This window comes from Blastococcus brunescens (assembly GCF_035320885.1).
GTDB lineage: Bacteria > Actinomycetota > Actinomycetes > Mycobacteriales > Geodermatophilaceae > Blastococcus_B > Blastococcus_B brunescens.
Genome location: NZ_CP141261.1, coordinates 3,944,527 through 3,957,153, shown reverse-complemented (window position 1 = coordinate 3,957,153; position 12,627 = coordinate 3,944,527). Strand labels below are relative to the sequence as shown.

Genomic DNA, 12,627 nt, shown 5'->3' with positions numbered 1-12,627 from the left:
TCGCTCCGTCGGGGCGACCCCGTCCGCGTGGCCGTGGTCCCGTTCAGCGATGCGTACGTCGACGCCGTCCTGCCGCCGGAGGTCGTCCGGGTCGGGCCCTCCGACGAATTCAGCCCGTGGCTGGACCACGCCCATCTCGTCGCCCACGCCGCGGAGATCGACGTCCTGCACCTGCACACGGGGCAGGCGCACGTCGCCGCCTCGGCGGTCCAGTGCTGGGCGGAGACCGTCCGCCGGCTGGGGATCCCGCTGGTCGTCACGGTGCACGGCGTGGGCGCGCAGGTGGTCGAGGGAGCTGCCCCGGGGACCCGGCCGTGGACGCACATCTCGAGGCCGTGCTGTCGACCGCCGAGGTGGTGTTCACGCTGACCCGCGGGGCGGCGGACGAGATCGCCGACCGGTACGGCCGCACGGCCATCGTCGTGGCGCATCCGGCGGTCGCGGTGCCGGATCCGGAGCTGGGTGCCGAGCGCGGGCTAGTGGGTCTGCGCCTGTCGCGGGTCTCGGCCGCGGTGCCCGACCCCGGCACCCTGGTACGCGCCGCGCTGTCGGGCGCCGTCTCGGGCGGCGGGCGGCTCCGGGTGCTGCTCGACGCCGCCGACGAGCCGTGGGCCGGGAGCGAGGTGCGCAAGCTGGCGGCCCGCGGGGAGCTGGAGCTCGTGGTCCACCCGAGCGAGGAATGGGCGGCGCAGCTCCAGCAGCTGCACGTCGCGGTCCTGCCCGAGACGTGCGGCTCCCACTCGCGGGACCTGGAGGTCTGCCGTGACGTCGGCACCCGCGTCGTCGCGCCCGGGTGCGGATGGTTCGCCGACCAGTGGTCCGACGTGGTGTCCTACGCCAACCACGAGGAGGGCCGGCTGGACCCGGTCTCGCTCGCCGCCGCCATCGGCGCGGCGCTCGCCCGACCGATGCCGCGACCGGCCGACCGGACGTGGCGCGAGGAACAGCGGATCGCCGTGCAGCAGGTGCACGCCGACGTCTACGCGCAGGTGGCGGCCGACCGCAGCTGGCAGAAGGACCCCGTCCTCCCCACCCTTCGCAAGCTCAGGGCGGGGCCCGGGACGGGGCCTTAACGCAGAAACCCCGCCCGGCACGGCCGGAGCGGGGAACCTGGGGATTCGGGTGGGCAGGGGCGGGGTCGAACCGCCGACCTCTCACTTTTCAGGCGAGCGCTCGTACCAACTGAGCTACCTGCCCCTCCCGGTGTCTCCACCGGAGCGACCCTGACGGGACTCGAACCCGCGACCTCCGCCGTGACAGGGCGGCGCGCTAACCAACTGCGCTACAGGGCCTTGCTCATCGCAGTCCTACCGGCTGACCACGGTCGTGCTCTCGTGCTGTCGTGCGTGCCCCAACGGGGTTCGAACCCGTGCTACCGCCTTGAAAGGGCGGCGTCCTGGACCACTAGACGATGGGGGCTCGTAGTTCGCCGGGGGCGGAAGAAACAATACATGGCCCCGTGGCGCAGCCCCGGGCGGGGGCCCGAGGCTGCGAAACTTCGCCGGTGAGCATCCCGTCCCGTCCTGTCGCCGCCGTCCTCTCCCTGCTGCTGGCCGGGCCGATCCTCCTGGCCGGCTGCGCCGAGCAGGGCACGTCGGAGGCGGGCTCGACGTCGGCCGCGACCGGGACGTCCACCGAGGACGTCGCCTCGGAGACGACCGCCCCGTCCGAGCCCGAGGACGACGGGGCCGACGCCCCCGAGTTCCCGGCCGGCACCGAGGGTGACGCGCAGGCGGCGTCCGCCGACGCCTCGGTGACCGTCAGCGACATCCGGATCGGGGCGCACGACGGCTTCGACCGCGTCGTCCTCGAGGTCGGCGGGACCGGCGTCCCCGGATGGGACGTCCGGTACGTCGACGCCGCGTCCTCCCAGGGCAGCGGGAACCCGGTGGACGTCGCCGGCACCGCCGTCCTGCAGGTGACCCTGACCGGTGCCGGCTACCCCTACGACACCGGGGTCGAGGAGTACGAAGGCGGCCCGTTGACCAGCGCCGACACCACGGTCATCGGCGAGGTCGTCTGGGACGCCACCTACGAGGGCACCTCGGTGGCCTTCATCGGGACGACCGGGGAGCACCCGTTCCGGGTCCACGCGCTCGAGGGCCCGAAGCGCGTCGTGATCGACGTCGCCCACACCGCCGGCTGACCCGACGGGTTCAGCCCAGCGACGCGGTGAGCTCCACGGAGTCGCCGGTCACGCTGGAGCACTCGAGCTCCAGCGGTCCTGCGACGACCGACTCCCCTCGCCGCACGAGACGTTGGTCCCGCCGACGCTCAGCGAGGCGCGCCCGTCCTGGACGCCGCCGAACGTGAGGGTGGTGTTGAAGATCTCGGCCTCCGCGCCGTCCCCGGTGAGGGTGACCGAGCACGAACTGGTCGAGCAGCTGACCCCGTTCGCGGTGAAGGAGCAGGCGGAGAGCGGCAGCAGGAGGGCGCCGGCGAGGAGTGGGCCGGCGATGCGCGCGGCCGTCGACGTCGAGAACATGCCCCGAGCGTAGGTGCGTGCTGTCACTCCGCCGGGGAGGTGGGCGCTCCGTCCTGGGGTGCGGTGCCCGCCACGGCCGGGGGATCCGCCGCCGGGGGATCGGCTGCCGGGGTCTCGCCGTCCTCGGGGAGGAGTCGTCCGCGGGCGCGGCGTCGCCGGGCTCCGCCGCCAGCGTGCGGCGCTGGATGGTCACCTCGGTCTCACCCAGTCCGCCGAGCGTGATCTCGTCGTAGGCCTGCAGGCGACCGGTCTCGGCATCCAGGTAGAGCACCGTGCAGGTCAGCGGCTCCGGGTACTCGCCCTGCAGGGCGCGGAGGCCGGCGCCCCGGTGGAGCCCTGGACCATCAGCAGCGTCCCTCGTCGAGCTCGGACACCTTCCGGTCGTGGGTGTGCCCGGCGAGGACCAGGTCGACGAGGCCGTCCAGGGGGCCGCCTGCTTCGGGTCGTGGACCATCGTGATCGCCGGCGGCTCCGGAAGACCCTCGACAAAGTCGGCCAGTTCGGCGCCGGAGTCCTCGAGGACGTCGTCCCCGGCGTCGTCGTCCCCGGTGCTCTTGTCCGGCGTGAAGCGGGGGTCCGGAACTCCGGCGATCTCGATCCCGGCGACGGTCACGGCCGACACGTCGAGGACGGTCACGTTCGGCTGGGCGGCCATCAGCCCTGCGGTCACCGCCGAGTCGTGGTTGCCGCGGATGAAGACGTACGGGACGTCGAGCCGCCCGACGGAGGTGATCAGCCGGTTCTCCGGCCCGCTGCCCCAGTCGGTGATGTCGCCGGTGTCGAGGACGCCGTCGACCGCGAACTGGTCGACCACCTGCCGCACCAGGTCGAAGCCCGACGGGTTCAGGTGCAGGTCGGACACGTGCAGCAGGACGACGGTCTCGCCGTCGCCGGTCGGGGCGGGCAGCGAGGACAACGTGGCGTAGAGGCTGCCGACGTTGCCGACGATGTCCTCCAGGGAGGCGCGGTAGGCGTCGAAGCGGGTGACGATGTCCTCGGCGCTGCCGATGAGGCTGGTGGCGTTGGCCAGGAGACCGCTGTAGGTCGGCTGGGCGAGCGCCTCGGGACGCCAGGTGGCCGCACCCAGCCCACCGGTCCCGAGCAGCAGGACGGTCGTGATGCCGGCGGCGATCAGCGGTTCCTTGCGGCGGCGCGTGATGACCAGGCTGGTCAGCGCCGCCCCGACCACGGCGAGTCCCGCCGTCGTCCACACGAGCCGGACGACGGCCGACTGCAGATCGCTGCTCACCTGGTTGACCACGCCGGCCAGCCGGACGGGGTCGTTCGCCAACGCCTGTGCGCGGTCCTGGTCGACCCGTTGCAGGGCGACGTCCAGCCGCAGCGGCCCGTCGTAGACGTCCACGCTGATCGAGCCCAGCGGGGGACGGCGACCACGGCGTTGCCGCCGGCCGGACGGAAGGCCAGCGATGCGTCAAAGGGGCCGATGGGCGCGGAGATCCGACCGAAGAGCAGCACCGCGACGAGGGCGCCGGCGAGGGCGATGGTCACCCGGAGGGCCCAGCGGCCGGCGATCCGAGCCGGCCCGACCCAGGGGAGGGACCTGGGTTCGTCGGCTCGATCACCGCGCACACGTTACTGAGCGGCGGCCGTCTCCGTGGGCCGGAAGATCCAGCGGAGGGCGATGAACCGCATCAGGCCGATGAGGCCGGTGACCGCGGCGACGAGTGCGATCTGCAGGACGGGTTGCGCCTGGCCGACGGTCGCGTCGAGCCAGCCGAGCGCGACGCTGGTGGTCAGCAGGCCGAACAGCGACACGCCGCCGGCCTCGATCTGGGCGGCCAGCCAGCCGACCCGCTCCTCGGCACGGAAGGTCAGCCGACGGTGCAGCTCGTTGGCGAGGACCGACGAGGCCACGGTCGCGACGACGTGCGCCGGCAGGTAGCCGAATCCCCGAGGCCGAGGAAGAGCGCGGCGTAGAGGGCGGTCGACGATCCGCCGACCAGCACGAATCGCAGGAACTGGCCCAGCGTGTCGTCCCGGCCGAGCCGCTCGCCGGCGACGTGCGTCATGTCTCCCACCGGGTGCAGCGGGCCGTGCGAGGGGTCACCGACGAGCTCGGTGGCCTCTGGCCGGCGGCGCAGCAGGGCGGGGCAGGTCACGACGGTCCTCTCGGAAGGTGCGGTGCGGGGTCAAGGCTCCTCTCCCCGCCAACCCTTGTCACGTGAAAACATGCCCGGTCACCCTGACGATTTCCTGTCTGTTCGGTCACGATCGGCTGGTCTCTCCAGCTCCCCGAGCGCGTCACCCGCCGATCGAGGGGGTAGGGGGCGGCCATGAGCCTGATGGGGATCCTCGACCGGGTGGCCGACGTCGATGCCTTCGACAAGGTCATCGAGCCCGCGCGGCGGGCGGTGAACGCGGCGCTGCGCCCGCAGGCGCTGAAGGACCTGCTGCACGGGACGTGGCTCGGCCACTCGCTGCACCCGGTCCTGGTCCAGGTCCCGGTGGGGGCCTGGGTCTCGGCCGGCGTGCTCGACGCCGTCCCGGCGCTGCGGCCGGCGGCGACGGTGCTGATCGGCACGGGCGTGGCCGCAGCGGTGCCCGCCTCGTTGTCCGGGGCGGCCGACTGGTCGGAGCAGGACACCGGGGTGCGACGCCTGGGTGCGCTGCACGCGGTGGCGAACAGCGCGGCCCTGGGGCTCTACGTCGGGTCCCTCGTCGCCCGCGGCAAGGGCCGCGGCACGCTGGGGCGGGTGCTCGCCTACGCCGGCCTCGGGATCGCCGGGGGCTCAGCGGCGGTCGGTGGGCACATGTCCTACGCGCAGGCCTCGGGCGCCTCGCACTCCGCGACGGCCGCCCGGGCGCTCACCACCGACTGGATCGACCTCGGCCCCTCGACGACCTGCCCGAGGGCCGCCCGACGCTGCGGACGGGCAAGGGGAGCAGCGTCGCCGTCCCGCTGGCCGCCGTCCGTCGCGGGGGAAGGTCGACGTCTTCATCGGCGCCTGCTCGCACCTGTCCGGCCCGCTGCACGAAGGCACCGTCGAGGAGGTGCGCGGGCGGGAGTGCCTCGTGTGCCCGTGGCACGGCTCCGCGTTCGACCTGGACAGCGGCTCGCCGCGCCGCGGTCCAGCGGCCAACCCGCAGGAGAAGCTCGAGGTGCGGATGGAGGCCGGGCGGGTCATGGCCCGGCTGCCGGCACGCAACCGGTAGCCGCCCGCACGTCCTACGCTCCGCCTCGTGAGGCGGACGGCGGTCGCACTGCTCCTGGCGGTCACCGCCGGGTGCGGGACGACGGCCGATCGGGCCGGGCCCGCGCCGGCGGAGGAGGCGGCCGCGCCGTCGGTCGAGCCCGTGCCGGGGCTCCGCGCCGAGGCCGTGCGGCTCCGCACCGACGAGGCGGTCGGCGGCCGGTTCCAGGTGCGCGTCACGAATACGGGTGATGAGGCGCTCACGGTGACCGCCGTGGCGCTGGACTCACCGGGGTTCACCGCGGTGCCGCCGACGACGGTGACGGCGGAGTTCCCGCCGGGCCGGGTGATCGACCTGCCCACCCCGTACGGCACGCCGGTCTGCGACGCCCGGCCCCAGCCCGCGGCGGCCCGGCTGACCGTCGTCCGCGCGGGAGGGGTGCGGAGTCGGTGCGCGCCCCGCTGGCTGCCGACGCACTGCAGCTGATCCACGACGACGAGTGCGCCGTCCACGCTGTTGCAGAGGTGCTCGACATCGCCGTCACCGGGATCGCCGACGACGGCGACGCACTCACCGGGACCCTGGTGCTGACCCGGCGCGAGGGAGACGACGCGGTGACGGCGTCGTCGCTGACCCGCAGCGTGCTGGTCGACGTCGTCGCGGAGGAGCTGCCGCTGGAGCTCGGGGCGGGGAGCAGAGCAGGCGGACGACGGTGTCGTTCAGCCCGGCCACCTGCGATCCGCACGTGCTGTCGGAGACGAAGAAGCCCTACGTGTTCCCGCTGACCGTGCAGGTCGGGGAGGGCGAGCCGGTCACCGTCGATCTGCCGCTGGACCAGGCGGCGCTCGACCGGCTCGCGGCGCTGGTGCAGCGGGTCTGCCTCGATGCGTGAGGTGGCCCGGCGGAGAAGAAGCCGGCCCGGCCGCCCCGGGGGAACGGGTCGGCCGGGCCGGGTCGCGCCCGCCGGGACGTTCGCCGGCGGAAGTTCCTCGGCCGGGTGGCAGGCGTCGTCGCTCGGCCACCCGACCGGAGCGGTGATGACCGTACGTAGTCGCCGGTCAGTGGCGGCATCCCCTGAACGGGTGCAATGCGCGCGAGCGCGGTGACGGAGCGCACACCGCGGCTGGTTCGAGGCAGCGCCGACTGGGCACCCCGGGGCGGTGTTCTTCCTCTTCTCCAACCGGCTGGGCTGCCTCGGGTCTCTCCTGCTGTCCGCCGTGCTGACCCTGCTACTCCTGTTCCTCTTCGACGTCCTCTGACCCGGTCCTCGGGCTCCCGGGCCGGTCAGGGGTCGAGCTCGCGGGCCGCTGCCGTGAGCACGGCCTCGCGGACGCGGTCGAGGGTCGCCGAGCGCAGCTTCCACTGCTGCCAGTGCAGGACGACGTCCACCGTGCCGGCCGGGTCCAGCTCGACGAGTGCGGCCGTCATCCCGCGGGCCTGGAGGTCGGGCACCATGCCCCAGCCCAGGCCGAGGGCGACCGCGGCGACGTAGTCCGCCGACGCCGGCACGTAGTGGACGGGCGGGTCGACGTCGCTTCCGGCCCGCGCGTGCAGGAAGCGGTGCTGCAGGTCGTCCTTGCGGTCGAAGACCACGACCGGGGCGCGGGCGAGTGCGTCGGGCGTGGGCCCGTCCGGGAACCAGCGCCGCGCGAAGGTGGGGACGGCCATCGGCCGGTAGCGCATGCCACCGAGCCGGGTGGAGGTGCAGCCGGGCACCGCGTCGGCCTCCGAGGTGACCGCCGCCATGACGGCGCCGGCGCGCAGCAGGGCGCTGGTGTGTTCCTGGTCCTCGCGGTGCAGGTCGAAGGACACGTCGCCGGCCAGCGGGGTCAGTGCCGGCAGCACCCAGGTGGCCATCGAGTCGGCGTTGACCGCGATGGGCAGGGTGGGCATGCGCTCGGTCGCGGTGTCCTCGCCGAGTTCGCGCGCGACGTCCGCGGTGAGGAGCTCCACCTGCCGGGCCAGGCGCAGCAAGACCTGGCCGGACTCGGTGGCCTGCACCGGCTTGCTCCGCACGAGGAGGATCCGGCCGGTCGCCACCTCGAGTGCCCGCAGCCGCTGGCTGATCGCCGACGGGGTGACGTGCAGGGCCCGGGCGGCGGCCTCCAGGGTGCCGGCGCGCACGGTGGCGTCGAGTGCGCGGAGCTGCGCCAGGTCCACGTCCATGAACAGTGAGACTAATGATGCGTCAGGATCATTAGCTGGACCATGGGGTTCTCGGTTCCTAACGTCGTCGAGGTGCTGACCTCCCCTGCGCTCCTCGCCGGCGTCGCCGGTCTCGCTCTCGGCCTGGGGCTGATCGTCGCCATCGGCGCGCAGAACGCATTCGTCCTCCGCCAGGGGCTCCGGCTCGAGCACGTGGCTGCGGTGGTGGCGGTGTGCGCGCTGTCCGACATCGTGCTGATCGCGGCGGGGGTGTTCGGAGCCGGTGCGGCCGTGTCGCGGGTGCCGTGGCTGATCACCGTCGTGTGCTTCGCCGGAGCGGCGTTCCTGCTCGGCTACGGCTTCCTGGCCGCGCGGCGGGCGCTGCGTCCCGGCGCGCTGCTACCGGACGCCGGAGGCGTACGGACCGGGCTGGCGGTCACCGTCGGCACCTGCCTGGCGCTGACCTGGCTGAACCCGCACGTCTACCTGGACACGGTGGTGCTGCTGGGTTCGATGGCTTCCACCTACGGCGAGCACAAGTGGCAGTTCGCGGCGGGTGCGGCGGTCGGCAGTGCGGTCTGGTTCACCGGCCTCGGCTACGGCGCCCGCCTGCTGCGGCCGGTGTTCGCCCGTCCGTCGGCCTGGCGAGTACTGGACGGCGGTATCGCCCTCGTCATGACCGCCCTGGCCATCTCCCTGGTCGTCCGCGGTGCCAGTGGCGCCTGAGCCCGGCGGTGGGCGGCGGCAGTACCCTCACGCCGGGCGCGACGCCCGCCGGGCCTCTAGCTCAATTGGCAGAGCAGCGGACTTTTAATCCGCGGGTTGAGGGTTCGATCCCCTCGGGGCCCACTCGCTACGACCCCTGAGGTTCTGTCAGTGCGCAGCGACAATTGTCAGCGCAGCACGGGTGGCGTGCTCAATCCCATGCGGCGCTGCACAGCGGTCATGAGTCCCGCGAAGTCGTCCCGCGCAGCCTGGGCATGATCGGTGCTGCGCAGGCTCTTGCCCGTTCGCTCGATGCGGGCGGTGACCTTGTTCCTGCTGCGCCGCACGAGCAGCCGCTCCTTCTCGACAGCCGCAAACCAGGAGACCTCTAGCGTGGGTAGGTCCGCTGCGGCCCACCAGTCCTGCCAGTCCGTGTTGTTGAGCTGCTGGAACAAGGCGTGGAGTGTCTTCCAGTACTCGTGGGGGACGTAGTCCGTGGGCCCGCCACCGATAGCGCGGATCTCGCGAGTCGCTGCATCAGGGAGCAGGAGCGCCACAGCAGGGAGCGGCTCGCCTGCTTTCGACGGACGGCGGTCCCCTCGGGCAACGTTCTCAGTCTGCGGGGCCGGAGCTCCGGACCGGCGCTGTGGTGGGCTTGGTACCTCTGGGGTCTGAACCCATCGGAGCTGAAGGCCTCCGGCTGACGGCTGATCGACGTCGACTGCGAAGACGCCGGTGTCGTAGCCGAGGAAGTCGATGGACGGCACGACGTGCAGGCGGTCGGCGCCGGTCCAGCGCAGCGTCTTGGCAGCGCGCTGGTAGCTCTCCATCGTCGTCCAGGCGATCTGCACCGAGGATGTGCCGCTCACGGAGCCGTCCGGCGTGGACACCTCCACGATGAGCCGTCCGAAACCGTCCGCCGTGGAGCGGAAGGAGCACCGGGCGCGCCAGCGTCGTCCGGGCGAAGACTTCCAGTCGCTGGTCCAGGTGAAGACGGAGCCAGCCTCCAGGACCGCCGTCCGCGCGTGCTCGAACGCGGCCATTTCCAGTCCTCGGCACTGCGCCATGCCCCGGGTGGCCGCGTGCACCGCGTCCAGGACGATCCGGCGCTGCTCGTCGAGCTCCAGGGAAGCGAAGCCCGCGCCGACATGGACGGCAGCCTGCTCGAAGCCCTCGGACACCCGATCGGTGAAGCTTGGAGAGAGCACGACTGTCTGACGCGCGTCGGACCCAGCAGGAACCAGGCGTGCCTTCGTGTCGATGAAGATGCGCAGCGAGGAGACGGTGTGCTGGGGGCCGGCGACGGCCAGGGCGGAGCTGTAGGCGTCACAGATGCCCCGGGAGACCTTCGCGAAGGCATCGCCGTCCGGGTCGTCCTCGACCCACGCGGCGCCCCACCATCCGGACATGGGGTGGACCTCGACGATGCGGAACCGCGGCACTGACGCCTCCTCGGCACACGAGCGCTCAGAGCAGTCTGCCGACCAGGAGAGGCCAGACGCGTGAACGCCCCGCACAGGGCACTCGAAGGGGCGACGACCGTGCCGCGGGGCGCGTCCACTGGTGGGCCACGTGTCTCCGTCTGCCCGTTGCGACGACCGCTGAGTCCGGCCTGCCATCGCAGTCCCACCTGCGTGGGCGAGGCAGAGACGGGTCGGGGGCTACGGACAGCGGCGTCCCTGCGCCATGACGGGTGGGTGGGTGATGGGCATGGCCGTCCCCAAGAAGCTCTCCCGCGCCTACGACGTCGCCCATCCGGTCGGCCCGGGCTGACGGAGGGGAGTGGCGGGACGGCCGGCGGCTCGAGGAGCCGTTCCTCTTCCCACTTGAACGTATAGCGCACCCCGGGGCTTGCGGCAAGACCCCGGTGGGGCTCCACACTCGTCCACCGAGGCCTGGACCTGCGCGTTCACGCTCACGCCCCTTGGATCGGAGCCCATCCCGTGCACCCTCTCTCGACCAGCGCGTTCGCCCTTCCCGAGCATCTCGCCGCCAAGGCCGACCCGGCCCTGATCGCCGCCGACGAGCAGCACTTCGCCGCCATCGCCGACAGCCTGGAAGAGACGATCACCGAGCTGTCCGGCCGCCTCGACGCCGAGCGCAGGTCGCCCGGCGGCATCGGCCAGGAGGCGCTGGACCGCGACCTCGAGATCCACCGCCTCGCCGCCCGCCTGCGCGCGCTGCGCCGCTTCAGCCTGGACCTCTGCCTCGGGCGGATCGTCGCCGCCGACGACCCCGAGCCGGTGTACGTCGGGCGGCTCGGCCTCACCGACAGCACGGGCCGGCGGCTGCTGCTCGACTGGCGCTCGCCCGCGGCGGAGCCCTTCTTCGGCGCGACCCACGCCCACCCGATGGGCCTGGCCAGCCGCCGCCGGTACCGCTGGACCCGCGGCCGGATCACCGATTACTGGGACGAGGTCTTCGCCCGTGATGCCTCAGGAAGGCTTGCCGGGCTCGAGGGGCACGCTGCCCTCGACGACCAGTCCGCCTTCATCGCGAGCCTCGGCAGCAACCGGTCGGCCCGCATGCGTGACGTGCTCGGCACCATCCAGGCCGACCAGGACGCCATCATCCGCGCGGGCTCCTCGGGCGCGCTCGTCGTCGACGGCGGCCCGGGCACCGGGAAGACCGTGGTGGCGCTGCACCGCACCGCCTACCTGCTCTACGCCGACCCGCACCTCGGTCACCGCCGGGGCGGCGTGCTGTTCGTCGGCCCGCACCAGCCCTACCTGGCCTACGTCTCCGACGTCCTCCCCAGCCTCGGCGAGGAGGGCGTGCTGACGGCCACCCTGCGGGACCTCGTCCCCGAGGGGGCGCCGCGGCGGTCGAGCCCGATCCGGCCGTGGCCCGGTTGAAGGCGTCCATGGACGTGGGGACGACGGTCGAGAACGCCATCCGGTTCTACGAGGAGCCGCCGCGGAAGGGGCTGACGGTCGAGACCGAGGCGGGAGACCTCCGGCTGAGCCCCGACGACTGGGCGGAGGCTTTCGAGGCGCCGGACCCCGGCACGCCGCACAACGAGGCGCGCGACCAGGTCTGGGAACACCTGCTCGCGATCCTGTGGGACGCCTACGACGGCGACGAGTCACCGGACCTGCTGCGGACGTCGCTGCTGCGCAACCGGGAGCTGGTCGCGGCGTTCAACCGCGCCTGGCCCCTGCTCGACGCACCCGACCTCGTCGGAGACCTGTGGTCGGTCCCTGCCTACCTGCGCCGGTGCGCCCCTGGGCTCGGCCCGGACGACGTCCGGAGGCTGCAGCGCACCGACCCCCGGGCCTGGACGGTGCCGGACCTGCCGTTCCTCGACGCGGCACGGCAGCGCCTGGGCGATCCCGAGGTGTCCCGGCGCCGTCGCCGGCAAAGGCCGTCGTCGCCGCGGAGCGCGAGCGCATGGACCGGGTGGTCGACGAGCTGATCGCGGCCGACGACTCCGAGCTGCTGCTGATGACGACCCTGCGCCACGGCGATCTCCGGGACGCCCTGGTCGACCAGGCGGCGCTCCCGGCAGTCGACCCCGACCTGCTGGCCGGCCCGTTCGCGCACGTCGTCGTGGACGAGGCCCAGGAGCTGACCGACGCGGAGTGGCAGATGCTGCTGCGGCGCTGCCCGTCCGGGAGCCTCACCGTCGTCGGGGACCGCGCCCAGGCCCGGCACGGGTTTCCCGAGTCGTGGCACGAGCGGCTGGAGCGGGTCGGGATCGGCCGGATCCGCCTGGCCGGCCTGAGCATCAACTACCGGACGCCGGCCGAGGTCATGGCCGAGGCGGAACCGGTCATCCGGGCGGTGCTGCCGGACGCCAACGTGCCGACGTCGATCCGCAGCAGCGGCGTCCCCGTCGTCCACGGCCGGGTCCCGGAGCTCGGTGCGATCCTGGACAGCTGGCTGGCCGAGCACGCCGAGGGGATCGCCTGCGTCATCGGCACTGGGCACATCGGATCTGGCACGTTCCGGGCGACCTCTCGCATCCGGTCCCTCACCCCTGAGCTGGCGAAGGGGCTGGAGTTCGACCTGGTCGTGCTCGTCGACCCGGAGACCTTCGGCGCCGGCATCGAGGGCGCCGTCGACCGCTACGTCGCGATGACCCGGGCGACCCAGCAGCTCGTCGTCCTCACGAGTCCGTGAGGACGACGAGTTGCTTG

The 12,627-nt window shown here is 73.1% G+C and carries 15 protein-coding genes, 4 tRNA genes and 1 pseudogene; 12 read left to right on the top strand and 8 right to left on the bottom strand.

Going from position 1 to position 12,627, the window contains the following annotated elements; translation table 11 throughout:
* The first annotated feature begins 27 nt into the window (after positions 1–27).
* Together U6N30_RS26600 and U6N30_RS26595 are read left to right on the top strand one after the other, a co-directional pair.
* Positions 28–369, top strand: a complete 342-nt coding sequence (locus tag U6N30_RS26600) for a hypothetical protein (RefSeq protein WP_324274627.1) — start codon at positions 28–30, stop codon at positions 367–369.
* Positions 315–1,073, top strand: a complete 759-nt coding sequence (locus tag U6N30_RS26595) for a hypothetical protein (protein WP_324274626.1) — start codon at positions 315–317, stop codon at positions 1,071–1,073. The genes U6N30_RS26600 and U6N30_RS26595 overlap by 55 nt, the downstream gene beginning before the upstream one ends.
* 50 nt (positions 1,074–1,123) lie before the next feature.
* Here U6N30_RS26595 and U6N30_RS26590 read toward each other — a convergent pair.
* The 3 genes from U6N30_RS26590 to U6N30_RS26580 form a co-directional block, all read right to left on the bottom strand.
* Positions 1,124–1,197, bottom strand: a tRNA-Phe gene (locus U6N30_RS26590).
* Positions 1,198–1,218: 21 nt separating this feature from the next.
* Positions 1,219–1,292 (bottom strand) — tRNA-Asp (locus tag U6N30_RS26585).
* A 55-nt stretch (positions 1,293–1,347) separates the two neighbouring features.
* Positions 1,348–1,419 (bottom strand) — tRNA-Glu (locus U6N30_RS26580).
* An 85-nt stretch (positions 1,420–1,504) separates the two neighbouring features.
* On the opposite strand from U6N30_RS26580, the gene U6N30_RS26575 reads away from it, so the two are divergent.
* Positions 1,505–2,146 carry an AMIN-like domain-containing (lipo)protein gene (locus U6N30_RS26575; protein ID WP_324274625.1) on the top strand — a complete coding sequence of 214 codons (642 nt, stop codon included), beginning with the start codon at positions 1,505–1,507 and terminating at the stop codon, positions 2,144–2,146.
* A 10-nt stretch (positions 2,147–2,156) separates the two neighbouring features.
* Here the strand turns inward: U6N30_RS26575 and U6N30_RS26570 are convergent, their stop codons facing one another.
* The 3 genes from U6N30_RS26570 to U6N30_RS26560 all read right to left on the bottom strand — a co-directional run bounded on the left by U6N30_RS26570 (position 2,157) and on the right by U6N30_RS26560 (position 4,605).
* Positions 2,157–3,848: a metallophosphoesterase family protein gene (locus U6N30_RS26570; protein WP_324274624.1), complete on the bottom strand. Its 1,692-nt coding sequence runs from the start codon at positions 3,846–3,848 to the stop codon at positions 2,157–2,159.
* A gap of 230 nt (positions 3,849–4,078) precedes the next feature.
* Positions 4,079–4,360 (bottom strand): GtrA domain-containing protein, encoded by a 282-nt coding sequence (locus U6N30_RS26565; protein ID WP_324274623.1) that lies wholly within the window; start codon positions 4,358–4,360, stop codon positions 4,079–4,081.
* A complete protein-coding gene (locus tag U6N30_RS26560; protein ID WP_324274622.1) occupies positions 4,318–4,605 on the bottom strand; it encodes a hypothetical protein in 288 nt (95 codons plus the stop codon). Before U6N30_RS26560 ends, U6N30_RS26565 begins: the two co-directional genes overlap by 43 nt.
* Before the next feature lie 174 nt (positions 4,606–4,779).
* On the opposite strand from U6N30_RS26560, the pseudogene U6N30_RS26555 reads away from it, so the two are divergent.
* The 4 genes and pseudogenes from U6N30_RS26555 to U6N30_RS26540 all read left to right on the top strand — a co-directional run.
* Positions 4,780–5,208, top strand: a pseudogene (locus tag U6N30_RS26555) (DUF2231 domain-containing protein); the annotation flags it as partial.
* Positions 5,108–5,659 carry a Rieske (2Fe-2S) protein gene (locus tag U6N30_RS26550; RefSeq protein ID WP_324278481.1) on the top strand — a complete coding sequence of 184 codons (552 nt, stop codon included), beginning with the start codon at positions 5,108–5,110 and terminating at the stop codon, positions 5,657–5,659. The pseudogene U6N30_RS26555 and the gene U6N30_RS26550, both read left to right, overlap by 101 nt.
* A 243-nt stretch (positions 5,660–5,902) precedes the next feature.
* Positions 5,903–6,124, top strand: a complete 222-nt coding sequence (locus U6N30_RS26545) for a hypothetical protein (protein ID WP_324274621.1) — start codon at positions 5,903–5,905, stop codon at positions 6,122–6,124.
* The gene (locus tag U6N30_RS26540) at positions 6,088–6,423 is read left to right on the top strand and encodes a hypothetical protein (RefSeq protein ID WP_324274620.1); all 336 of its coding nucleotides are present in this window, start codon (positions 6,088–6,090) and stop codon (positions 6,421–6,423) included. The genes U6N30_RS26545 and U6N30_RS26540 overlap by 37 nt, the downstream gene beginning before the upstream one ends.
* Before the next feature lie 499 nt (positions 6,424–6,922).
* On the opposite strand, the gene U6N30_RS26535 is transcribed toward U6N30_RS26540, so the two are convergent.
* A complete protein-coding gene (locus U6N30_RS26535) occupies positions 6,923–7,804 on the bottom strand; it encodes a LysR family transcriptional regulator ArgP (protein ID WP_324274619.1) in 882 nt (293 codons plus the stop codon).
* A 72-nt stretch (positions 7,805–7,876) separates the two neighbouring features.
* Between U6N30_RS26535 and U6N30_RS26530 the strand changes: the two genes are divergently transcribed.
* Positions 7,877–8,509, top strand: a complete 633-nt coding sequence (locus tag U6N30_RS26530) for a LysE/ArgO family amino acid transporter (protein WP_324274618.1) — start codon at positions 7,877–7,879, stop codon at positions 8,507–8,509.
* A 50-nt stretch (positions 8,510–8,559) separates the two neighbouring features.
* Positions 8,560–8,632, top strand: a tRNA-Lys gene (locus U6N30_RS26525).
* Positions 8,633–8,676: 44 nt separating this feature from the next.
* Here U6N30_RS26525 and U6N30_RS26520 read toward each other — a convergent pair.
* A complete protein-coding gene (locus U6N30_RS26520; protein ID WP_324274617.1) occupies positions 8,677–9,930 on the bottom strand; it encodes a hypothetical protein in 1,254 nt (417 codons plus the stop codon).
* Between the two features lie 501 nt (positions 9,931–10,431).
* Between U6N30_RS26520 and U6N30_RS26515 the strand changes: the two genes are divergently transcribed.
* The 3 genes from U6N30_RS26515 to U6N30_RS26505 are packed head-to-tail and all read left to right on the top strand — an operon-like array spanning position 10,432 to position 12,610.
* Entirely contained in the window at positions 10,432–11,343 is a 912-nt protein-coding gene (locus U6N30_RS26515; RefSeq protein ID WP_324274616.1) for a helicase domain-containing protein, read from the top strand.
* A complete protein-coding gene (locus tag U6N30_RS26510) occupies positions 11,331–11,903 on the top strand; it encodes a helicase domain-containing protein (protein WP_324274615.1) in 573 nt (190 codons plus the stop codon). The genes U6N30_RS26515 and U6N30_RS26510 overlap by 13 nt, the downstream gene beginning before the upstream one ends.
* On the top strand, positions 11,879–12,610 hold the full coding sequence (locus U6N30_RS26505; RefSeq protein WP_324274614.1) for a helicase domain-containing protein: 732 nt from the start codon (positions 11,879–11,881) through the stop codon (positions 12,608–12,610). Before U6N30_RS26510 ends, U6N30_RS26505 begins: the two co-directional genes overlap by 25 nt.
* The last annotated feature ends 17 nt before the right edge of the window (positions 12,611–12,627 follow it).